Origin of the sequence: Sphingomonas sp. 37zxx, assembly GCF_000786205.1 — a bacterium.
In the GTDB taxonomy this organism is placed as follows: Bacteria; Pseudomonadota; Alphaproteobacteria; order Sphingomonadales; family Sphingomonadaceae; genus Sphingomonas.
This window is the reverse complement of sequence record NZ_JROH01000010.1, coordinates 54,811-74,430: the sequence shown is the minus strand read 5'-3', so window position 1 is coordinate 74,430 and position 19,620 is coordinate 54,811. Positions and strand designations below refer to the sequence as shown.

The following is a 19,620-nucleotide window of genomic DNA, read 5'->3' as shown; positions in this document are numbered from 1 at the left end:
AATGGGTTAGGCCAGATTCCGGTTCCTGATAGCACGAGGAACCGGTTCCCGATGGCACGATGGGTCGGGTTCCCGATAGCACGAGATGATTCACAGCTTATCCCCAGGCGGCAAGACGCGATGCGGCGCGCGCGGAGCGGCGGGCATGGCGGCGGGTTTGAAGATCAGGATTTCACGGCCGAACGGGCCTGGAGCGAGCGTCAGCGCGTAGCCAGGCAAAGCCTGCCGGCGGACGATGGCGCGCAGCTCGAAGGCGAAGCGCTTGAGCGGCGAGAGGCTGCCGGATTTCACATAGAGGTGCGGAACTTCGAAGCTCCAGCCGCCGCTCTGGCGGCCTGCGTGCTTGCGCACGATCCGGTAGAGCCAGCGCTCCAGCCCGCCGGTCAGATCGAAATAGGTCCGGTCGATGGTGAGCACGAGCGCGTCGTCCATGACCGCGGCGTAGAACCAGTCCGGCAGGATCAGTTCGACCCCGAGCGGACGGCCGCGGCCGTCCACGCGCTCCTTCCATTCGTTGATCCAGGAGAAGCGATGCATCCGCCGTTCGGTCGGCTGGCGGATCGAGGTCGCAATCGTCGTCGATTGCAGGCGGTCAAGCGCGGCTTTCAGCCGGTCATAGTCGCGTAGCGACACGCCCCGGCCGATGAAGGTCAGGATTTCGTAGGGTGTCGCGGCCATAAGACGGGAGGTACGAAGTCCCGCATCGCGCGCCTCGACGATCTGGGACGCGGCCCACATCAGGACATCGGCGTCCCAGATGGTCGCCATGCCGTGCTCGGGCGTCGCTTCGACCCGGATCGTCACGTCCGCCATGCGGAAGTCGATCGGTTGTACGCGGCGCGACTTGGCCAGCGAGAAGAACGGCCAGGCCATCAGATCCTGCGCGTCACGTGGCGCGAAGTCGCCGGGCAAGGCCCGGAACAGGTCGAGCTGCTGACGCTCTATGGAGCTGAGGCGAGTGGACATCGGTCTCGCGCCGGCTCAGCGATGCCGTTGATGGCCGGATGCCGCCGGCGCCTCGATGCGCCTGGCCGGCAGAACGGTCCCGACGCCTGGATCGGAGGTGGACGTCTTGGCGCCGCGATCGGCCCAAGCCTGCAGGTCATCGATGGCATAGACGACGCGTCCGCCGAGCTTCCGATAGGCCGGGCCGGTGCCGTAGGTACGGTGCTTTTCCAGGGTGCGACCCGACAGTCCGAGGAAGCGGGCGGCTTCGGGGGTTCTGAGAAAGCGTGGCGGAAGGCCGGATTGGGTATCGCGCATGGGGAGCCTCCGTGGCGGTTGCGGGCCGTCGCCGGGAACAGGCGGCGGATCGGGGCCACGTTGGCGGAGGGTTCTCGTCAGGGGGGATGGCGAAGACAGCTTCGCTAAATCGCACCCCCTCCCAGACGGCGTTCGGCGCTAGGTTCGGCGACGATGACGCAGCAGATCGCGATAACCGCCGCCCACCATTGCGAGGCCGTCACGGACGAGCCGGACGGTGGTGTCGCGCAGGGCCGAGGTTTTCCACGGATCGGAGGCGACGCGGGGCACGCCGAACATCACCTCCGCGATGTCGCGATAGGTCGCGCCGAAGGTGCGGCCATCGAGGGCCTGCAGCATGTGGCGGAGACGACGGCGACGCTGTGGCGTGAGCCGCATGTCGGCTGGTGGCGGAGGCGAATGCAGCGCGCGCCAGAGGCGCGAGATGGCGCTCAGACGGTCGGGCGCATCGGCGTCGAGCGGGACGAGCGCGGCCAGCGGCTGATCGGCGGCGGCTCCCGTGAGGCGCACGACGTGAACCGCGGAAGGACCAACGCCATGGATGAGATGAAGCCCGTCCGCGGCGAGGCGCGAGGCGCTCTCGTCAAGCGCGGCCGAGAGATCGCCGCCTGGGCCAGCGGTCAGCGGCGTCACTGTCAGCAGAACTTTTCCGAGATCCGCCTCCGGCGTCCAGTAGACCGGCTCCTCGAGTGCGGTCCGACTCGGGCGAGCTGGGAAATTGCAGCCCCCAGCGCAGGCGGAACGCATCGGCCGCCTGCGTGAGGTCATCCATCTGTCTTACGGTTTGGGCGTAGTCGCGCTGATAGTCGACGTTGCGGCGCAGGCACTCCCAGGCCAGGTCGGAGGCGCCGATGTCGTCGAAATAGTCATAAACGGCTGAATATCGCCACTGAGATGGGTCGGGCTCCATCGATTTCCTCCGGGCTCACATGCGTGGCGACTGCGGGGCCAGTCACGATTCCCGGTTGAGCGAGGGCGAGGAAGTCCCTGAGAGTGCAACGCGCGATCAGCCTGCGGCATCACCTCCGGGTTCAGTGCTGGCCCTGTCGGAGAAGGTGGCGATAACCATGTTCGGTCATCCATCGGGCGCGCGTGAGATGCGTTTCATGGATATGCCGGGCACGCGCGGGATCGCAGGCGGGGTCTAGGCCGAACAGGATGGTGACCGCCTCCCGCCAATCCGCGCCTTCGGTCTCGGCGTCGAGCAGGCGGATATAGAGCTTCAAATGCTTGCGGTCATACTCGGTCAGCGTCGCGCTTTCGGGCGGCTGATCGAGAAAATCCGGCGCAGTCATAATAGTCCCCGAGAGGTCCCAGCGGGGACGGCCACTGGTTCCGAAATTAACCATATTGGGTTGATGGAATTGTGGAAGCACCACGGAATTGCATCGCGTGATGCGCCGCGAGCATCGCTTAGGCCTACTTTGTCAGCGCCCTTCTGCTGCCGCGCCGTCCGGCTTCTCGAAGAAAACGATCGGATCGACCTCAAGCACCTCGGCAAGTTTTTCCAGCATGTCGATGGTGGCGGCGTGCTGCTCGCGTTCGAGCATCCCGACATAGTTGCGGTTGATGTCGGCACGGTCAGCAAGCTCCTCCTGCGACATGCCTTTCGCGTGTCTCAGCCGGCGTAGATTCTTGGCAACGATCTCCCGCAATCTCATGCGGTGAGGTCGCCATTTTACCTAATATACTGCCACCTAGTAAACTAGTGATTCGTACCCATCCGTGGGCGCGCACGGTTTTCATCACGATTGTCGCCGAGTGGACGGGCGTCGATCGGAGGCTGGCGGTAAAGCCAAGTCGACCTGCTCAACGAGCCTTGCGAGTCGGTTGGCGAACGGCGCGGTCGTGCATCTTTGTCGTCGTCATGGACCGCCGAGCGGGAAAAGGAGCCCCGCCCAGTGTGTCGGGCGGGGCGTCGCGGGGGCCGGTTCAGTCGCCGTTGGCCTTGCGGCCGCGGGACCAGATGAGGGCGTAGGCTTCGCCGTCCTCGTCGTCGAAGAGGTTGGCGTAGATCGGAGCGTTGAAGCTCGGATCGTCCAGCTTGACCGAGAGATAGTCGCGGCCCTCGCTGGAGCGCTTGGACCAGGCGGCGCCGATCTCGGCGCGGCCGACATAGACGCGGTGGCTGGGGGCGTTGTCGTTGGCCCGGTTGGCTTCGGGGACGATGCGGACGCCCTTGGTCTGGACGCTGAGGGTGACGATTTCGCCTTGGAACTCGTTGCCGGACTTCTTGAAGGTGCCGATGTTCGCCATGGTGGTTCTCCTTGATCACTGTTTTCGAGCCCGCGCCCATCGCGGCCTCGATGGCGATCGACAGGCCGAAGGCGATCGACGCCGCACCTGCTCGCAGGCCGTAGCGCAGCGAAGGATGCCAGCTGGGCGAGTTTCTTGCCTCGCGAGGAATGGGCGCAGCCCAGGGGAAGAAAGTCGCCCGGCGGCGTTGCGGCATAGGCGATCGAGGCGCGCCGTCCTTCGGCCAGATCACGCCATTGAAGAGGCCGTGTGGGCAGCGCGCGACCGAACAGGGAAATCTCAGGGAGAACCCGCGAGCATCGCCAGCACCGGACGGGAGGCTCAATGATTCAGGCGAGACGCCGCTCTGTCTTCAGCCATCGGCGCCACAACCGAAACCCGAGAACCGGCACGGACAACGCTGACGCTGACACCGACACCGTTGATCGGCGCGCCGTCGACGCCGACGGTTCCAAGTGTGACCGCCGGCCGAGGTCATCTCGTTTCAAGGTCCGGGCCGAGCATTCTGCAAGGCCCGATCCATGCCGATTTCGGAAACCGAGGGGGCGCCCGGTGCCCTTGTCGACCCCGGCCTCGGACTTACGGCAGAGCCGGTCCCCGCAACGCCCCGCCCGACGGATCGGGCGATAGCATCGCCATCCGCGCCCAGGCGGTCGCGCCGACGACGACGGCGCCCACACCCGCGAAGACTTGCTGCCAGATCCCGGACGGCATGGTCAGCGCGGCGATTCCATGGGTCGCGTGATAGCCGGCGAATGCAGCCGGCGCGGCGAACAGCAACGCGACGCCCAAGCGGATGAACGGCGAGCGCACAGTGGCGAAAACCACCTGTCCGGCGATCAGCGTGAGGATGCCAGCGAGCGCGCCGACGACGATGGCGCCGAATGGACCGGTGCCGCTGTCATGGACGAATATACCGGCGGACACGGCGGCGAAAAAAGGTAACGCATAGACGGCGAGCGTGAACAACAGCCAGCAAAGAAAGCCCAGCCCAACGATACTGAGAAGAATGCCGATGATGATTATGATGGTGGTCTCCGCGACAATAGTCGAACGGTCGCGCCTTCCACCACCACCACGGCGCTGGAGCGACCATAGCCGCAAATGAGGAGCGGCGGGAGCGAAAATCTTCGCAGGATCTCCGCGCCGCCTGGCGTGACCGCCGCCCCTTCACGGTTGGAAGGGGTCGAACTCGTGGATGATGGCGGCTTCATCGCCGTCATACTCAGCCGAAGGCATGACACCAAACTCGCCGTTGCCGGCCTGGAAGACGATGATGCAGACCATCAGGGTGGTGGCGAGGTTCCAGCCGCGGGCGTGGGCATTTGAGAGGGTTTGCGACATTGTTCCGGCTCCTGTCTTGGAGGCGGGAGACCATCCCCCGCGCGACAGGCGCCCGATGTGTCCGGCCCATGGCCGCAATCACCGCAGGGGCGAAGCCGCAAGGCCGCACGCTCGCGTAGCGGACCCTTTACGGGTTGATGGCGTCAGGCCATGGGCCGGACCAAGGATCAGCGCTATTGGAAGCGGGGGGTGGGTCGCCGGACCAAACAGGCTGGGTCAGTGCTGACGCTGGATGGTAGGAGAAAGCCCGGAGTGGTATGAACGACCTACGTGATTAGTTCGCATCGAAGCAGGGAGGGCTGACCAATGTACTATGATGCAGTGAAAGCGGCGTTCGATTTGTTCCCATTGGACCCCCCGGGCAATCTAAGTATAGGTGATTACATCCGCATTGGTAGCGGTGGTCGTGTTAAGCATTATGGTAACCTAAGAACGTTGATAAACGCTGAAATTGAAGAAGAGGAAACGGCTCATATGCTGGAATACTTCAGTAACGGCGTTAGGAAGGGAGGAGTTTCAGGAAATGCTACTGGAGTGGCTGAGGCCAGTGTTATGTTCTCAAATCAACCAGGCATTTACATCAGAGGAAAACGCATTGTTCGGCGAGTAAAGAATCTGCATCCCGTTTTGGCCAAGCTGGCAAACTCGACGAGTAAAGCGAACTGGAGCCTATTTTATCGGATAGTTGTTGAAACGCATGTGGTCGAACATGCTGATATTGTCTGCTCCGGGCAATCTGAAGCTGACATTAAAGTCAAGTACGACGCTGGCGGACTCCCGTTGGCGCTCAACGCTGACTATGCGCGACAGCAAACCGGCCTACTCCATCTTCCCGACATCTCCGGTACGATAGCTTTTTCACCTATAAGATTTGTTTTTGGAATGGCGTTCGGGACCAATCCTTTGGCGCCGTATCAATCCGACGTAATGGACGTGAACGATCCTGAGAGTTTTGCGGACGAAATTGATGATAAATGACGTAATTCGGCGTGCAGAAGTCTCGGAGTATGTCCGGGCGATGCAGCAGGATTACTCGGCTGCGAGAATTCTCAATCCAGACGCCGCAACGAAGGTTGAAACCGAGCGACGCCTATTGTCCAAACAATTAGAGGACATTTTTGAAACGATATCCCCGTTTCTCCCCGGGGAGACAAAGTACGAAATCCATATCGCCGATAATATTGACGTCGGATCGACAATAGGTGTTGACGACGGTGGCCAGGTAATACTCCTAAGTCGGCACTACATCGCCTTTCTAAGAAACCTCATCGAAATGCTTTTTTCCGGGGTGACGGTTGGTCCAGACGGTGTCGGCGCAGTAAAATTTGCGATGACCCAAGAGGAACGTGAAGTATATGGGAAAACTCTTGGAGAGTATCTCGAAGTTGGCGTACCACTGACATTTCCTAAGTCAAAGTCAGATCACATCGGTCCAGCCGTATTTGTGGCAGCGATTGAATTTATAGTTGGACACGAGTTGGTTCACAGGATTGAGGCGCACGGCGACCAATCCGATCTAAGCCTTACCGGATTCCAAGATTTCTGTAGGCTGCGAGGTCGCGAGTACGATTGCGATAGAAGAGCGCTTGGCCTTGTGCTCCTTCAGCGAAAAAATACGGATTGTCCTGAGCTTGCATTCGCAGGTGGAATTGCAGGATTGCTCGCCCTGAGTTGGCTTGAGCAATTCACGCCAGGATTCGTCCCGGGCGGTGAGGCCAGAATGTACCATCCAGGAAGCGATAGCCGCGTCCTACGGCTCCACACAGAAGAACAGCTATTCTGGCGTGCAGCAGGTCTGGAAGGAGTTCCGTCCGATTTTAGTGGCGCCATCCTCAGAAGAGCTTTCCTTTTCATGGGAGCTTTGGAACGGGAACCAAAACTTATTGCGTCACCGCTGAACCACCTCGTCAGAAGGTGCATATCGAGCGGTCAGCCAAATCACGCCCTATTTGCTTCTTTGTCTGGAGAACTGTTCGCCCGAGGAAAGGTTCGGCACGTTGCGCGCTCGTTAGGTGCCTTGTGGGGGGCTGCGGAGATGATGGCAGCCGAGGAGCACGCAGACGCCACCATCACCGACATTGTGGGTGGGCCGGCGATGGAACTGTTTCACGCTCTTTGCGCTCGCCTTCATGCTGGAAGCCATGGAGCACGAGCTGTCGCAGCTGAAATGATGGATGCCAAGGCGCTGCGGCAAGAAGATGCATAGCGTGCTCGAACGTAAAATAATGTTCCTGAGTTGCACGGGGGTCGGCGAGGTCTGACAGGCGCTTACGCGCCGCCACTGCCGAACTTCCAGACCGGGATGCCGAGCTTGCGCGCCTTGTCGGCGAGGTTGTCCTGGATGCCGGTGCCCGGAAAGACGATGACGCCGATCGGCAGGACGTCGAGCATCTGGTCATTGCGTTTGAACGGTGCGGCCTTGGCGTGCTTGGTCCAATTGGGCTTGAAGGCGACCTGCGGCACTTTGCGATTGTCGGCCCACTTAGATGCGATAAGTTCGGCGCCCTTGGGCGATCCACCATGCAACAGCACCATGTCCGGGTGCTTGGCGTGGACCTTGTCGAGCGTGTCCCAGATCAGGCGATGATCGTTGAAGTCGAGCCCGCCGGTGAAGGCGATCTTGGGCCCGGCCGGGAGCATCACCTCGGTCTCGGCCCGCCGTTTGGCGGCGAGAAAGTCGCGGCTGTCGATCATCGCCGAGGTCAGGGCGCGATGGTTGACCATCGATCCGCTGCGCGGCCGCCACGATGACCCGGTGTGACGCTCGAAGTGCTCGGCGGCCTGGTCGCGCATCAGTTCGAAGGCGTTACGGCGCTCGATCATGGTCTGACCCTCGGCGGTCAGGCGCTCCAGTTCGACCGACTTCACCTCGCTGCCGTCCTGTTCACGCTGGCTGCGGCGCTGCGCCTGCTCGTTGTCATCCAGCTCGCGCTCGATCCGGTCGGTGGCGCGGTGGAAGAGATTAACGGTCGACCACAGCAGGTCGTCGAGGTCGGGTTCGAGGCGCGTGTCGCTCATGCTCACGATCAGGGCGTCGAAGATGTCGGCGATGGCGCCGGCGACGACGTTGCCTTCGGGGAGCGGCCTCGGGTCGGGTTCGTCCTGGAAGGGCCTGTAGCCATAGAGCTGGAGTTCAGAGAGGAGATGGTCGGTGGGCGATGAGGCGTGATGGGGCTCGAAGCCGGTGTCGTCATGGTCGATGATCATGAGGTGCTCCTTCGTCGGATCAGCCGCGACCGCCGCGGCCTTCATGGCGACGAAAGACGGCGGGCGGACCAGTCCTGCACCCGGAGCAAAGCGGAGGGCCGAAGCGCAGCGGAGGATGGCGAAGGCTGGCTATTTTGCCTCGCGATGCAAAGGCGGCTTGCCCGCCGGCGGAAAATAGCCGGGCGCAGCCATTGCCGGACCGGGCCGTTTGCCGTCCCGATCGCCCTCTCAGAAGGCCGTGGTCGCGGCTCTCTCCGATGTTGAGGTGCAACCCGTAGCCCATGCAGGACACCGGTCACGGGACGCCGCTCACATCTCCATGCCGACCAATGTCGGCGTCGCCATGAAGCGGGCGACATCTTCCGGTGCGATCTGTACCCGCAGGGCTGCCCGAAGTGCATCGATGCCGAACGCGCGGAGATCCTCGTTGAAGTCCCCGACCCGTGGCGACAGGGTGATCGCCTCGATCCCGACCGCCTGCGCCCGTTCGATCAGGCTTTGCACCGCCCCGTCACCGGCCGGATCGTCGTCGCGCGCGATGTAGAGACGGCGCAGTGTTGCCGGGAACAGGGTGGCGGCGAGATGAGCCGCCGAGAGCGCCGCCACCACCGGCAAGTGGGGCAGTACCATTCGCAGCGACAGCATGGTCTCGATGCCTTCGCCGGCCGCCATGATATCGTGCGCGACGTCGAAGCGGACCGCGTTGCCGAGAAGGTCGCCCATCGCGCGCCTCGGCGTGTCCACCGGCGCCTTGCCGCTGCCATCGGGCGCGATCCAGGTGCGATGCGCGCCCGTGATCCCGCCGTTCAGGTCGGTGACGGATGCGATCATCGCCGGCCAGGTCTCGGTCGGCGAATGCCTGTCCGGCCGGTAGTAGCAATGCGGATGGAAGCGCAGGGCTCCGGTTCCGTGCAAAGTCGCAATGCCGCGTTTGCGCAAATATGTCTCTGCGCGAGTGCCCAAAATCGGCTGCGACATGGCGAACAGCCGCCGCGCCGATTCCGGCGATCCAGCCGGTGCCGATGCCGGTCGCGGTTTCTGTTCGGGTTCAGGCTCGGGTCGTGGCATGGCAAGGAAACTACGGGCCTCATCGGCGACGTCCTTGAAGTCGATCAGGCCGCAGCTCTCACGGATGACGTCGAGCAGATCACCGTGCTCGCCTGTAGCGGCGTCGGTCCATTTGCCAGCCGCACCCTTGCCGGACTCCGGCCCTGTCAGCCGGACGAACATCGACCGGCCGGGGCAGTTATGGACGTCGCCGACCAGCCAGTAGCGGCCTTCGCGGCGGCCGTTGGAGAGGTAGTGGCGGCAGACCGCCTCGGCGTTGCGCGCAAGACGATGTGCCAGTTCAGAAGCGTCGCGGGCCATCTATGCGGCCCCCCGCTCTGCGATACGCTCGACTGGATAGCGTTCCAGCACCCGCGCCAGAATGGCGGGGCCGCTCGCGTCGGTCGGCACGAACATGCGCAGCTTCCAGGAGATGATCTCGTGGAACAGGCCGTAGGCGCGCAGGCGATCCCGCATCGTGTCGGTGAAACCGGACAGTTCGATGCGGTTGGCCCCCATGACGCGGACCCGGCGAAGCTGCAGGCCTTCGGCGAGATCGAGGACGGTGCGACCCTCCAGCAGCGCGGTGAAGGCGTCCTCGGATGTGAGACTCGAAGCGCCGGTCGCGGTGGCGGTCGCGGCCCAGGCCGGGGAGACGCGCCGACCGACGATCCGCTCGCCGGTGTCGGTCTGGAGCCGGTAGACGCGCGTCGATTCGTTCGGTAGCCGCTTCCAGATCGGCAGCAGCAAGCCGCTGACAACGTGGATGGTGCTGTCGGTGAACGCCGGCACCTCGGCAAGTTCGGCGTTCCAGGCGGACGCGAAGGCGTTTCGGTCGGCCTCGCGCCAATGGGTCTGGGGCATCATTGCCAGCGGTAAGGCGGGACGCTCCATCGGCCGGGTAAGCCGCACCCGGCGTTCGACCTCACCGTCGTCGAGCATCAGGCTGGTGGTCGGAACCTGCACGGCGGCGCGGCCGGACTGCTCGTTGATGAGCAGGATTGCGCGTGGATCGGAGAGAAGATCCAACGCCGCATCGAGCGTGACGGGCCGATTGCGCTCGCGCTGGGTGATGGTGAGGAGCCGGGTTTCGGCGGAGGTGCCCGGATGGGCATAGATGGCCCGCCGATCTGTGACGACGAAACTCTCGGCCGTGAGCGTTTCGAGCCCGACGTCGTAGACGCCGGATGCGATGGCGCCCTCGATGCGGGTGGTCAGCAACTGCTCGAACGCCGTGAACAGGATGTTCTGCAGGTCGATGGTGAGCGCCAGCAACCTGTTCAGGAACGTTGTGACCGGCGGCAACTCGTCCTTGATGCCGCCCGCATCCATCAGCGAGAGGCCGGTGGCGTCCTCGAACACCTGGAGCGAGCATCCATCGACCTTGCCCCGGACCAGCAATAGATAGAGCTGGCGCAGGGCGTCGCGGGCGTAGTGGCTCTCCAGATTGTCCTCGGGGCGGAACAGGCCCTGGCCGCCGGTCTGGCGCTGGCCCTTGGTGATCGCGCCGAGCGTGTCGAGACGGCGGGCGATCGTGGAGAGGAAACGCTTCTCGGCTTTGACGTTGGTCGCGATCGGCCGGAACAGCGGCGGCTGCTGCTGGTTCGTCCGGTTGGTGCGACCGAGACCCTGGATGGCGGCGTCCGCCTTCCATCCAGCCTCGAGCAGATAATGGACCCGCAGCCGCCGGTTCCGAGCCGACAGTTCGGCGTGATAGGAGCGCCCGGTGCCGCCTGCTTCCGAGAACACGAGGATACGCTTGTTGTCATCCATGAACGCTTGCGTCTCGGCGAGGCTGGCGGAACCGGCGCGGTTCTCGACAACCAGTCGATCGCCCTTGCGCACGATCCGACGCGAGCGGCCCGTCACCTCGGCCACTGTGTCCGCGCCGAAGCGCTGGACGATCTGGTCGAGCGCGCCATGCACCGGCGGCAGGGAGGCGAGCTTTTCGATCAGCCGGTCCCTGCGGGCGACGGCTTCGCGGCTTTCGACCGGCTGGCCATCGCGATAGACCGGACGCGACGACAGGTTGCCCTCGCTATCGGTGAAGGGCTCGTAGAGCTGCACCGGAAAGGAATGGGCAAGATAGTCCAGCACGTACTCCCGCGGCGTGATGTCGACCCGCACGTCGTCCCATTCGTCGGTCGGGATCTCCGCCAGCCTGCGTTCCATCAGCGCTTCGCCGGTCGAGACGATCTGGATGACGGCGGCGTGGCCGTCTTCCAGATCGCGCTCGATGGAGCGGATCAGGGACGGCGTCTTCATGCTGGTGATCAGGTGCGAGAAGAACCGCTGCTTGGCGCTCTCGAAGGCGGATCGGGCGGCGGACTTGGCCTGCGCATTCAGCGTGCCAGTCGAGCCGGTGATGTTGGCGGCCTGCATCGCCGCGTCGAGATTGTTGTGGATGATCGCGAAGGCGTCGGCATAGGCGTCGTAGATGCGGATCTGCTCGGGCGTAAGCGTGTGCTCAACCAGCTCGTATTGGACACCCTCGTAGGAGAGCGAACGGGCCGCATAGAGGCCGAGCGCGCGTAGGTCGCGGGCGAGCACTTCCATGGCCGCCACGCCGCCGGCCTCGATCGCCTCGACGAACTCGGCCTGTGTGGCGAAGGGAAAGTCCTCGCCGCCCCAGAGGCCGAGGCGCTGGGCATAGGCGAGATTTTGGACCGTGGTGGCGCCGGTCGCCGAGACATAGACGATGCGCGCATTCGGGAGTGCGTGCTGGAGCCGGAGGCCGGCACGACCCTGTTGCGAGGCGGCATGGTCGCCGCGTTCTCCCTTGCCGCCAGCGGCGTTCTGCATGGCGTGGCTCTCGTCGAAAATGATCACTCCGTCGAAGTCGGAGCCCAACCATTCGACGATCTGCCGGACGCGCGAAACCTTCTCCTCGCGCGCGTCGGAGCGCAGCGTGGCGTAGGTGGTGAAAAGGACGCCCTCCGCCAGCCGGATCGCGGTGCCCTGGCGGAAGCGCGAGAGCGGCGTGACCAGCAGGCGCTCCATGCCGAGGGCCGACCAATCGCGCTGCGCGTCCTCGATCAGCTTGTCGGACTTCGACACCCAGACGGCGCGGCGGCGGCCCTTCAGCCAGTTATCGAGCAGGATGCCGGCGACCTGGCGGCCCTTGCCGGCGCCGGTGCCATCGCCCAGGAACCAGCCACGGCGAAAGCGGACGGCGTTCTCGGCGTCATCGCGGGCGGCCGAGACGAGATCGAACGTCTCATCCACCGTCCATGATCCGGCGAGATGACCGGCATGGGCTTCGCCGGCGTAGATGACGCTTTCGAGCTGGGCGTCGGACAGCAGGCCGTCGGTGACGACGTTGCAGGACAGATGCGGCCGATAGCTCGGCTTGGGCGGGGCGATGGAGGCCATGGCCGCCGACTGCACCAGCTTGGTCGGATGGGCCTGAGAGCCGGAAATACGGATCGCCTGCAAACCGTATTCTTCATAAAGCGCCTCGGTGATGCGGTCGCCCTCGGCCGGCGTCCAATCGACCGTCTCATAGGCCAGTTCCCTGGCCTCGGGCTCGATCGTGTTCGCGGGCGCCGATGACGGGCGCACCGTATAGGCGCGCACCGTTCGCGGGAGCGCCGGGCGTGCGATCAGGGGGACGGCAACGGACGCCACGACAGGCAGACGCGCCGGGACATGATCCGTGATCCAGCCGAGCAGCGTGGCGGCGTCGGGTGCGATCCCGGGCGAAGCCGGAAAGGCGGTCGGATCAACGGCCGGAGCCTTGTCGATCACCGTCAGCCGGGTGTCGATGGTGGTGCCGTGTTTGGCGTAGACGGAGCCGTCGATCGCGGCCGAGAACACCACGCGCCCGCGTTCCTGCAGCCGTGCGAAGGCGTCGCGCCAAGCTGGGGTGTCGGGCGCGAAGCTCGCGCCGGTGATGGCGACCAAACGGCCGCCGTCGGCAAGACGCGACAAGCTGGAGGCGATATGGCGCAGCGCGGCGTCCGCCATGCGACCATCGACGCGGGCCAATGCCGAGAACGGCGGGTTCATCAGCACGACGCTCGGAACTATGCCATCGTCGAGGTGATCGTCGATCTGCGCCGCGTCGAAGCGGGTGATGGCGATGTTCGGGAACAGTCGGTCGAGCAGCCCGGCGCGGGTCTCGGCCAACTCGTTGAGGATGAGCGATCCGCCCGCAAGCTCGGCCAGAATGGCGAGCAGGCCGGTCCCGGCCGAAGGTTCGAGCACGCGGTCTGTCGGCGTGATCGCGGCGGCCGTGCTAGCGGCAAGTCCCAAGACAATCGGCGTCGAGAATTGCTGGAGCGTCTGGCTCTCCTCGGATCGGCGCGTATGGGTGGGGAGAAGGCCCGCGATCTTGGCCAGCATCGGCAGCATGGCGGCGGGCGATGCGGCCTTGGCGCGGATGGCCGGGCCGAACTTGCGCAGGAAGAGCACTGTCGCCACTTCGCAGGCGTCATAGGCGGCCTTCCAGTCCCAGGCGCCGGAGGCGTCTGACGACCCAAAAGCCGCCTCCATCGCAGCGCGGAGGTCGGTCGCGTCCACACGCTGGCCGCGTTCGAGATGGGGAAGGAGAAGCCGCGCAGCCTCGGCAACGGCGGCGGCCGGATCGGCAACAGAGGCGAAGGGGAGGGACGCGGGCGCAGGGTCGGCCGCGAAAGCAGAAGCACTCGTCATGGGGGAAACCTCGGGAGAGCGGGAAGGACCGAGCCGACCGGCGCTCTCTCTCGACCGCATCGGCTCAAACCCGTCCCGGCCCCACTCTCCCTCTCAAGCCGAAGCCTTGACGCTGCGCCACCACGCGATGCGCTGGTCGCGGCTGGCATTGGCGAGCCGGCGCAGCAGGTCGCCGTGGCAAGCGAGTGGTGCGCAAAAGCATACGAGGTCGCGGCCGCGCAGTTCGTCGAGCGCCCGCAGCAGATGATGCTCATCGGCCAGCCAACGCTCGTGCTTGACGATGACGGCGGCGCGGTCGCCGTCGAGGCCGATGCGGAGTGGATTGCCCCACTTGCTGCCCCGGCCGATGTAGAGGGCCCCGGCAGGCACGCCGACCTCGCGTTTGTTCAAAACCCTGCACATCGCTGTCACCTCCTGATCCCATTGCGGCGACCCGTCGGCCGGGCGCGGTCAGGCGGCGCCGGTCACGCGAGACCGGATGGTCGATGCGGCAACGGCTTGTCCGTTGACCGGCGTTGCGCCGCGCCCAGACAAGAGAGCCGTCATGGGTTCGAAAGGGAGGTGAGCGGCAGGGCGAGAACGACGGGCGGCGTGCCGCCATCGAGAAGGCACGAGAAGTGGGTGAAGAAATCAGCCGGCAAGGACTCCTGAAACGACGAAAGCCCGGCTGATCCCTGTGATGCAGGGGGCCGGGCTTTCGGTTGGATTTGATAGTGGAAGCGGATGCGGGGCGGCCGGAGCCGCCCCGGCGGAGGCTATTCGGCCGCGATCATGCGGGCCGGATCGTCTTCGGTCTCGACAGCAGCGTCCTCGTCGTCGTCGGCGAGGAAGTCGGGCAGAGTCTCGGCCTCGCCAGTCGGCGCATCCGTAGCGGTCTCGATATCGACCAGGCGCAGCGGCTCGGGCAGCCAGCCGGTGCCGTCGAGTAACCGCTCGGCCTCCCGGGCCATGTCGGCCTTCTTGAGGTGGTCGATGAGCTGGGTTGACTGCTCGCCCTTGGCCTCGCGCACCGCTTCGAGGATGCGTGGCTTGGTGACGCGGCCGAGGTAGTTGTCAACGGTAGGCCGCCACCCGGCATCGACCATGTCGAGTCCCACGGCGCGGGCCAGGCGATCCGCGTGCTTCATGCGGCGTTCGAGGCCGTGCTGCGAAAGCCCGGCTCCGCCATAGCGATCGACCTTCTCATAGAGGGCGTTCACGCCGTAGGAGACGCAATGGGCAAGCAACGCTGAACGGCTGGCGTCGTCGAGGCCGTCCAGCCAATCCCACAGTGCATCCTCGTCCGTGGGCAGATCGGCCTTCCATTCCTCCTGCCGCGCGGCGATGGCCTTGGCGGACTGGCTGTCCTTCAGGTCGGCCGCCTGGACGGGGAAGAAGACATGCCGCACCGAGGCTTCTAGGCATCCGCCCGACGCCGCCGTGCGCTGGAAGGTGTCGAGCACCAGCTTGTGCAGCAGCGTCGTGAGAGCGACGTGCGGATTGGTGGCGAGGGCGTCACGCAAGGCCAGCGTCCGATGCGCGGTCAGCTCGGTGACCAAACGTTCCGGTAGCGGCTTGATGACGCCGTCTTCCTCGTCCTCCGGCTCGGCCTGGCCGCCGATCGTGATGATCGCGCGCTGGACGACCGGGGCGGTGGGGTCGGATGCTTCGGGCGTCGCGCCCTCGGCTCCGGTATCGCCTTCGCCATCCACTGTGACCGGCGCCTCGTCCTCGGGGCGAACATAGCCGCGATCGACCGACAGCTTGCCTTCGCTGTCGATGCTGACGAACGCGCCGGCACGGGTGATTTCGCTCGGGTCGTAGACGACGGGACGGTTGTCAAAGGCGGCGAGCGCCGTCTCGATCTCGCCGAGCCGTTCATCGACCTCGTCCGGCAGTTCGTCGGCGCCTTCATAGTCGGCTTCGAGCTTGGCGTATTTGGCGTTCAGCGCCTCGATCGTCGCCTGCTCCTCAGCGCTTAGATCGGCAGTCGTGCCGGATAGCTGGCGCAGGCCGTGGTCGTATCCGTAGGGCGTCTCGACCGCGACCGAGATCCACTTCCAGCCCTCGGCGGCGATGGTTTCGGCCTCCACCTTGAGCTTGTCGGCGACCAGGCGATCGAGGAGAGCGACGTCCTCCAGCCAGCCGCCGTCGTCGTTCTGGAACAGGTCGCGCATGACGACGCCCCCGGCCTCGGAGTAGGCGTCCAGGCCGACGAACTGCGCGCGCTTGTCGGAGGCGCGCACCGTCGTCTCCGTCAGCATGCGGCGGATCTGGTAGGCCTCCTTGCTGTAGGAGCGCTGGATCACCTCCCAGACCTGCGCCTGACGGGCGTGGTCATGGGTGACGGTGAACGCCATGAGCTGCTCCAGCGTGATGCCGTCCTCTGCGTAGAGGTCGAGCAGGCTGGGAGCCACCGCGGCCAGGCGGAGGCGCTGCTTCACGACATTGACCGGGACGAAGAAGGCCGCGGCGATGTCCTCCTCGGGCTGCCCCTTCTCGCGCATCGCCAGGAAGGCGCGGAACTGGTCGAGCGGATGCAGCGCAACACGCTGGACGTTTTCCGCCAAGGAATCCTCCTCGGCCGAGGTAGCGGCGTCGGCAGATTTCGGGATGCACGGCACGGGCGCGGTCTTGGCGAGGCGCTTCTGCTTGACGAGGCGTTCGAGCGCCCGGTAGCGGCGACCGCCGGCCGGGACCTCGAACATGCCGGTCTCGGCGCCTTCGGCATCGAGCACCGGCCGGACGTTGAGGCCCTGAAGCAGACCGCGCCGTGCGATGTCCTCGGACAGCTCCTCGATCGAGATGCCGGCCTTCACGCGCCGGACGTTGGACTGGCTGAGCACCAGCTTGTTGAAGGGGATGTCGCGCGAGGCGCTGAGGGTGATTTTCTGAACGGCAGTAGCCATGGGGGTAGTCTCCGCGACGGGCGTCGAGAGCCTCTCTCTCGACCTTCAACCCGTCACGAAAACCCGGCACTCCTCTCACTCTTCCAGCCGCCGAACCGGGATGCCGGAGAAGCGTATTTCCGGCTCCACGTTTCGGCGTGGCCTGTCACGCCGCCGCCCGCTCGTCATCCGCCACCGCGTGCTGGTCGATGCCCGGCTGGAAACCGAGGATGAACTCGGCGGCCTTCGACGCGGCGCTGGCGGCGCGGACAATGGCGCGATTGTCCTCGCGCAGAACCTCCAGCCACGAGCCGATGTAGTCGGCATGGCGCACAGTCGGCGCGATGGAGAGCGAGGCGCAGATGAAAGCGCCCGCGATTTCCGCCACCAGCTCCTCGCGTGCGTAGGATTTGGAGCCGAAGGAACCGGCCATGTCACGGCCAAGCCGGGAGGGATGACCCGACCAATGCCCCAGCTCGTGGAATGCGGTGCGGTGCCAGTTGATCGGTTCGAAATAGGCGGCCGGCGGCGGGACCTGCACGAAGTCGTGCGACGGGTTGTAGAAGGCGCGGCCGCCGCCGATGCGGAAATCCGCGCCTGTGGCCCGGATCAGCGCCTCGGCTTGCGGCTCGATCATGCCCGGCGGAGGCGGCGGCACGACAGCGGCGATGTCCTCCGGTAGGTTCTCACACTGGTCGGTATTGAAGACGGTAAAGCGCTTGAGGAACGGAATTGCCTGTGCCTCCTCGCCATGCTCGGCGGCCCGCTTGCGTTCATCATCGGGCACGAAGCGGTCGGCATAGACGACGGTGGTGCCGCGCTCGCCCTTTCTGACATTGCCACCGAGGCCGAGCGCTTGGCGGAATGTGAGCCAGCTCTGACCGGCGAAGCCGTGCTCGATGACCGCGCCCCACAGGATCAGGACGTTGATCCCGGAGTAGCGACGGTGCGTTGACGCATTCTGCGGCATGGCGAGCGGCGCCTTCGCCGCGGCCGTCCCCCAGGGTTGCACCCAGGGGATACGTCCGGCTTCCAGCTCAGCGATGATCTTGTCGGTGATTTCCTGATAGAGGCCCGTCCGGTCATTGCCGGAACGGGCGCGAGCGGTGTTTCTGGACATCGCGGTTCTCCGCGACGGGCGCCGGAAGCCTCTCTCCCGACTTTCAACCCGTCACGGCAAACCCGGTCCGCACTCTCCCTCTAAAGGGGGCGTTGCGGGGTCTCCCCGCAGAAGGGGGTGCGCCGGCGACCTTGGTGCCGGCCAGGGGGAAGGCTTTCCCCACCAAATGGCTGGCCGGCCGAAAAGACCCCGCCATCCTCCCGAAATTAGGATTTCCGAGTAGGCGATGTTGTGATAAAACCTCTGCTATATATTTCTATGACAGAGGAAACGTCACCGACAATGACATCCGCCACCGCCCAGAGACTTCGTGCGCTCGACCTCCTGAAGGCCCGGGGCATGCTCCGGCTGAAGGAGTTCGTTGCCGAAGGCATTGGACCGGAGACGCTCGCTCGTCTCGTTCGGGAGGAAGCGGTCGTCCGCCCGGCACGCGGCCTCTATCAACTGCCGGACACCCAGGTTGACGCTGCCCATGCGCTCGCCGAAGCGGCTGTTTTAGTCCCAAAGGGCGTGGTCTGCCTGACCTCGGCGCTCCAATACCACGAACTGACGCTGCAGATGCCCTCGGTTGTGTGGATGGCGATCGACCGTACCGCCTGGCGTCCCAAGATCGACTATCCACCTATCCGATTCGTGCGCTTCACTGGGTCGGCGCTGACCGAAGGGGTCGAACGCCACCGCATCGAGACTATCGACGTTCCGATCACGGATCCGGCCAGGACAATCGTCGATTGCTTCCGCTACCGGACCAAGGTCGGTCTCGATGTAGCGATGGAGGGACTGCGCGAAGGCCTCCGCCGCCGCCGATGCAAGCCGGATCAGCTCTGGCGTTACGCGCGCAAGGCGCGGGTCTGGTCGATCATGCGCCCTTACGTCGAAGCAATGGTGTCCGATGCCGCGTGAGCCCCGCAACATCGGCGCATCAGTGCGGGCGCGGCTCCTCGACCGGGCACGTGCCGAACGATCGGATTTCCAGATTCTCCTCACGCGCTATGCGCTCGAACGTCTGCTCTACCGGCTGAGCGTGTCGCCGCATCGCGACCGATTCATCCTCAAAGGTGCGATGCTTTTCGTGACGTGGGTCGCCGACCCGTTTCGGCCCACTCGCGATCTCGACCTGCTTGGCCACGGCGACAACGACGCCGAGGCCCTCGCGGAGACCTTCCGGGCCATCTGTGCGCAGCCGGTCGCCGAAGATGGTGTGACGTTTGACGTCGCCGCGTTGACGGCGGCGCCGATCCGCGAGGAGGTGGAATATGGTGGCGTGCGTGTCCGCACGATAGCAACCATCGCCGGGGCGCGTATTTCGATCCAGGTCGACATTGGTTTTGGCGACGCCATCACCCCTGCGGCTGTCGAGATCGACTATCCCGTCCTGCTGGACGCCCCGGCGCCGCATCTTCGGGCCTATCCCGTCGAAACGGTAGTGGCCGAGAAATTCGAGGCCCTGGTCACGCTCGGCGTGGCCAATAGCAGGCTCAAGGACTTCTATGATCTCTGGGTGATTTCCCGAACATTCGAGCTTCGCCAGGCCGCCCTTGTCGAGGCCGTTCAGCGGACTTTCGAACGACGCGGAACGGCCCTTCCGTCCGAAATTCCGGCTGGCCTGACCGATGAATTCGCGGAGGCATGGGGCGCTCAATGGCGCGCCTTCCTCAGCCGCGATCGGATGGCGGCAGCACCAGATGCTTTCGCCGTTACCATCGCCGATCTTCGCGTCTTCTTGATGCCGCTGGTCGTCGGATTGAAGGAAGAACGAATTTGGTCGCCGAGCGGGCCGTGGTCGCCGGGAGCAGCAATCGAAGAGGCATAGCGGGATGACAAATTACTCCGTCCCGAGTGCTGCAATTGATGAAGAAAAGG

19 protein-coding genes are annotated in these 19,620 nt (G+C 64.8%); 4 read left to right on the top strand and 15 right to left on the bottom strand.

Features of this window, described 5'->3' with window-relative positions:
* Positions 1-90: 90 nt before the first annotated feature.
* The 9 genes from QU44_RS06535 to QU44_RS18480 form a co-directional block, all read right to left on the bottom strand.
* Positions 91-966 (bottom strand): replication initiator protein A, encoded by an 876-nt coding sequence (locus QU44_RS06535; protein WP_033921056.1) that lies wholly within the window; start codon positions 964-966, stop codon positions 91-93.
* 15 nt (positions 967-981) lie between these two features.
* The gene (locus tag QU44_RS06530; protein WP_033921054.1) at positions 982-1,263 is read right to left on the bottom strand and encodes a helix-turn-helix transcriptional regulator; all 282 of its coding nucleotides are present in this window, start codon (positions 1,261-1,263) and stop codon (positions 982-984) included.
* Between the two features lie 138 nt (positions 1,264-1,401).
* A complete protein-coding gene (locus tag QU44_RS06525; RefSeq protein WP_231621644.1) occupies positions 1,402-1,896 on the bottom strand; it encodes a DUF2285 domain-containing protein in 495 nt (164 codons plus the stop codon).
* The gene (locus QU44_RS18950) at positions 1,847-2,173 is read right to left on the bottom strand and encodes a transcriptional regulator domain-containing protein (RefSeq protein WP_443018078.1); all 327 of its coding nucleotides are present in this window, start codon (positions 2,171-2,173) and stop codon (positions 1,847-1,849) included. The genes QU44_RS06525 and QU44_RS18950 overlap by 50 nt, the downstream gene beginning before the upstream one ends.
* 121 nt (positions 2,174-2,294) lie before the next feature.
* Positions 2,295-2,558 carry a DNA -binding domain-containing protein gene (locus QU44_RS06520; RefSeq protein WP_033921052.1) on the bottom strand — a complete coding sequence of 88 codons (264 nt, stop codon included), beginning with the start codon at positions 2,556-2,558 and terminating at the stop codon, positions 2,295-2,297.
* 132 nt (positions 2,559-2,690) lie between these two features.
* The gene (locus QU44_RS06515) at positions 2,691-2,924 is read right to left on the bottom strand and encodes a helix-turn-helix domain-containing protein (RefSeq protein WP_033921050.1); all 234 of its coding nucleotides are present in this window, start codon (positions 2,922-2,924) and stop codon (positions 2,691-2,693) included.
* Between the two features lie 271 nt (positions 2,925-3,195).
* Complete coding sequence (locus QU44_RS06510; protein ID WP_033921048.1) at positions 3,196-3,519, bottom strand: DUF736 domain-containing protein; 324 nt, start codon at positions 3,517-3,519, stop codon at positions 3,196-3,198.
* 579 nt (positions 3,520-4,098) lie between these two features.
* The gene (locus tag QU44_RS06505) at positions 4,099-4,623 is read right to left on the bottom strand and encodes a hypothetical protein (protein ID WP_269429165.1); all 525 of its coding nucleotides are present in this window, start codon (positions 4,621-4,623) and stop codon (positions 4,099-4,101) included.
* 66 nt (positions 4,624-4,689) lie between these two features.
* A complete protein-coding gene (locus QU44_RS18480; RefSeq protein WP_197054266.1) occupies positions 4,690-4,863 on the bottom strand; it encodes a hypothetical protein in 174 nt (57 codons plus the stop codon).
* A gap of 306 nt (positions 4,864-5,169) precedes the next feature.
* Here QU44_RS18480 and QU44_RS18175 point away from each other — a divergent pair, with 306 nt between their 5' ends.
* Both QU44_RS18175 and QU44_RS06500 read left to right on the top strand, forming a co-directional pair.
* Entirely contained in the window at positions 5,170-5,841 is a 672-nt protein-coding gene (locus QU44_RS18175) for a hypothetical protein (protein ID WP_156140998.1), read from the top strand.
* Complete coding sequence (locus QU44_RS06500; protein WP_033921046.1) at positions 5,831-7,069, top strand: hypothetical protein; 1,239 nt, start codon at positions 5,831-5,833, stop codon at positions 7,067-7,069. Before QU44_RS18175 ends, QU44_RS06500 begins: the two co-directional genes overlap by 11 nt.
* A 62-nt stretch (positions 7,070-7,131) precedes the next feature.
* Here QU44_RS06500 and QU44_RS06495 read toward each other — a convergent pair whose 3' ends face one another.
* The 6 genes from QU44_RS06495 to QU44_RS06470 form a co-directional block, all read right to left on the bottom strand.
* On the bottom strand, positions 7,132-8,070 hold the full coding sequence (locus tag QU44_RS06495; RefSeq protein WP_269429164.1) for a DUF2493 domain-containing protein: 939 nt from the start codon (positions 8,068-8,070) through the stop codon (positions 7,132-7,134).
* A gap of 309 nt (positions 8,071-8,379) precedes the next feature.
* The gene (locus tag QU44_RS06490; protein WP_033921043.1) at positions 8,380-9,438 is read right to left on the bottom strand and encodes a DUF7146 domain-containing protein; all 1,059 of its coding nucleotides are present in this window, start codon (positions 9,436-9,438) and stop codon (positions 8,380-8,382) included.
* Positions 9,439-13,770 (bottom strand): bifunctional class I SAM-dependent methyltransferase/DEAD/DEAH box helicase, encoded by a 4,332-nt coding sequence (locus QU44_RS06485; RefSeq protein ID WP_033921041.1) that lies wholly within the window; start codon positions 13,768-13,770, stop codon positions 9,439-9,441. It abuts the gene before it with no gap.
* A gap of 93 nt (positions 13,771-13,863) precedes the next feature.
* A complete protein-coding gene (locus tag QU44_RS06480; RefSeq protein WP_197054265.1) occupies positions 13,864-14,160 on the bottom strand; it encodes a DUF4326 domain-containing protein in 297 nt (98 codons plus the stop codon).
* A 365-nt stretch (positions 14,161-14,525) separates the two neighbouring features.
* Positions 14,526-16,658 (bottom strand): ParB/RepB/Spo0J family partition protein, encoded by a 2,133-nt coding sequence (locus QU44_RS06475; protein ID WP_033921038.1) that lies wholly within the window; start codon positions 16,656-16,658, stop codon positions 14,526-14,528.
* A 145-nt stretch (positions 16,659-16,803) separates the two neighbouring features.
* Positions 16,804-17,757, bottom strand: a complete 954-nt coding sequence (locus tag QU44_RS06470; RefSeq protein WP_033921037.1) for an ArdC family protein — start codon at positions 17,755-17,757, stop codon at positions 16,804-16,806.
* Between the two features lie 258 nt (positions 17,758-18,015).
* Here QU44_RS06470 and QU44_RS06465 point away from each other — a divergent pair, with 258 nt between their 5' ends.
* Positions 18,016-18,660 carry a type IV toxin-antitoxin system AbiEi family antitoxin domain-containing protein gene (locus tag QU44_RS06465; RefSeq protein WP_331377433.1) on the top strand — a complete coding sequence of 215 codons (645 nt, stop codon included), beginning with the start codon at positions 18,016-18,018 and terminating at the stop codon, positions 18,658-18,660.
* Positions 18,650-19,570 (top strand): nucleotidyl transferase AbiEii/AbiGii toxin family protein, encoded by a 921-nt coding sequence (locus tag QU44_RS06460; protein ID WP_033921034.1) that lies wholly within the window; start codon positions 18,650-18,652, stop codon positions 19,568-19,570. The genes QU44_RS06465 and QU44_RS06460 overlap by 11 nt, the downstream gene beginning before the upstream one ends.
* Positions 19,571-19,620: the final 50 nt, after the last annotated feature.

Excerpts from the sequence above, each read along its gene's own strand:
- QU44_RS06535 (WP_033921056.1), bottom strand. The coding sequence starts at position 966 with ATGTCCACTCGCCTCAGCTCCATAGAGCGTCAGCAGCTCGACCTGTTC.
- QU44_RS06530 (WP_033921054.1), bottom strand. The coding sequence starts at position 1,263 with ATGCGCGATACCCAATCCGGCCTTCCGCCACGCTTTCTCAGAACCCCC.
- QU44_RS18950 (WP_443018078.1), bottom strand. The coding sequence starts at position 2,173 with ATGGAGCCCGACCCATCTCAGTGGCGATATTCAGCCGTTTATGACTAT.
- QU44_RS06520 (WP_033921052.1), bottom strand. The coding sequence starts at position 2,558 with ATGACTGCGCCGGATTTTCTCGATCAGCCGCCCGAAAGCGCGACGCTG.
- QU44_RS06515 (WP_033921050.1), bottom strand. The coding sequence starts at position 2,924 with ATGAGATTGCGGGAGATCGTTGCCAAGAATCTACGCCGGCTGAGACAC.
- QU44_RS06510 (WP_033921048.1), bottom strand. The coding sequence starts at position 3,519 with ATGGCGAACATCGGCACCTTCAAGAAGTCCGGCAACGAGTTCCAAGGC.
- QU44_RS18480 (WP_197054266.1), bottom strand. The coding sequence starts at position 4,863 with ATGTCGCAAACCCTCTCAAATGCCCACGCCCGCGGCTGGAACCTCGCC.
- QU44_RS18175 (WP_156140998.1), top strand. The coding sequence starts at position 5,170 with ATGTACTATGATGCAGTGAAAGCGGCGTTCGATTTGTTCCCATTGGAC.
- QU44_RS06500 (WP_033921046.1), top strand. The coding sequence starts at position 5,831 with ATGATAAATGACGTAATTCGGCGTGCAGAAGTCTCGGAGTATGTCCGG.
- QU44_RS06495 (WP_269429164.1), bottom strand. The coding sequence starts at position 8,070 with ATGATCATCGACCATGACGACACCGGCTTCGAGCCCCATCACGCCTCA.
- QU44_RS06490 (WP_033921043.1), bottom strand. The coding sequence starts at position 9,438 with ATGGCCCGCGACGCTTCTGAACTGGCACATCGTCTTGCGCGCAACGCC.
- QU44_RS06485 (WP_033921041.1), bottom strand. The coding sequence starts at position 13,770 with ATGACGAGTGCTTCTGCTTTCGCGGCCGACCCTGCGCCCGCGTCCCTC.
- QU44_RS06475 (WP_033921038.1), bottom strand. The coding sequence starts at position 16,658 with ATGGCTACTGCCGTTCAGAAAATCACCCTCAGCGCCTCGCGCGACATC.
- QU44_RS06470 (WP_033921037.1), bottom strand. The coding sequence starts at position 17,757 with ATGTCCAGAAACACCGCTCGCGCCCGTTCCGGCAATGACCGGACGGGC.
- QU44_RS06465 (WP_331377433.1), top strand. The coding sequence starts at position 18,016 with ATGACAGAGGAAACGTCACCGACAATGACATCCGCCACCGCCCAGAGA.
- QU44_RS06460 (WP_033921034.1), top strand. The coding sequence starts at position 18,650 with ATGCCGCGTGAGCCCCGCAACATCGGCGCATCAGTGCGGGCGCGGCTC.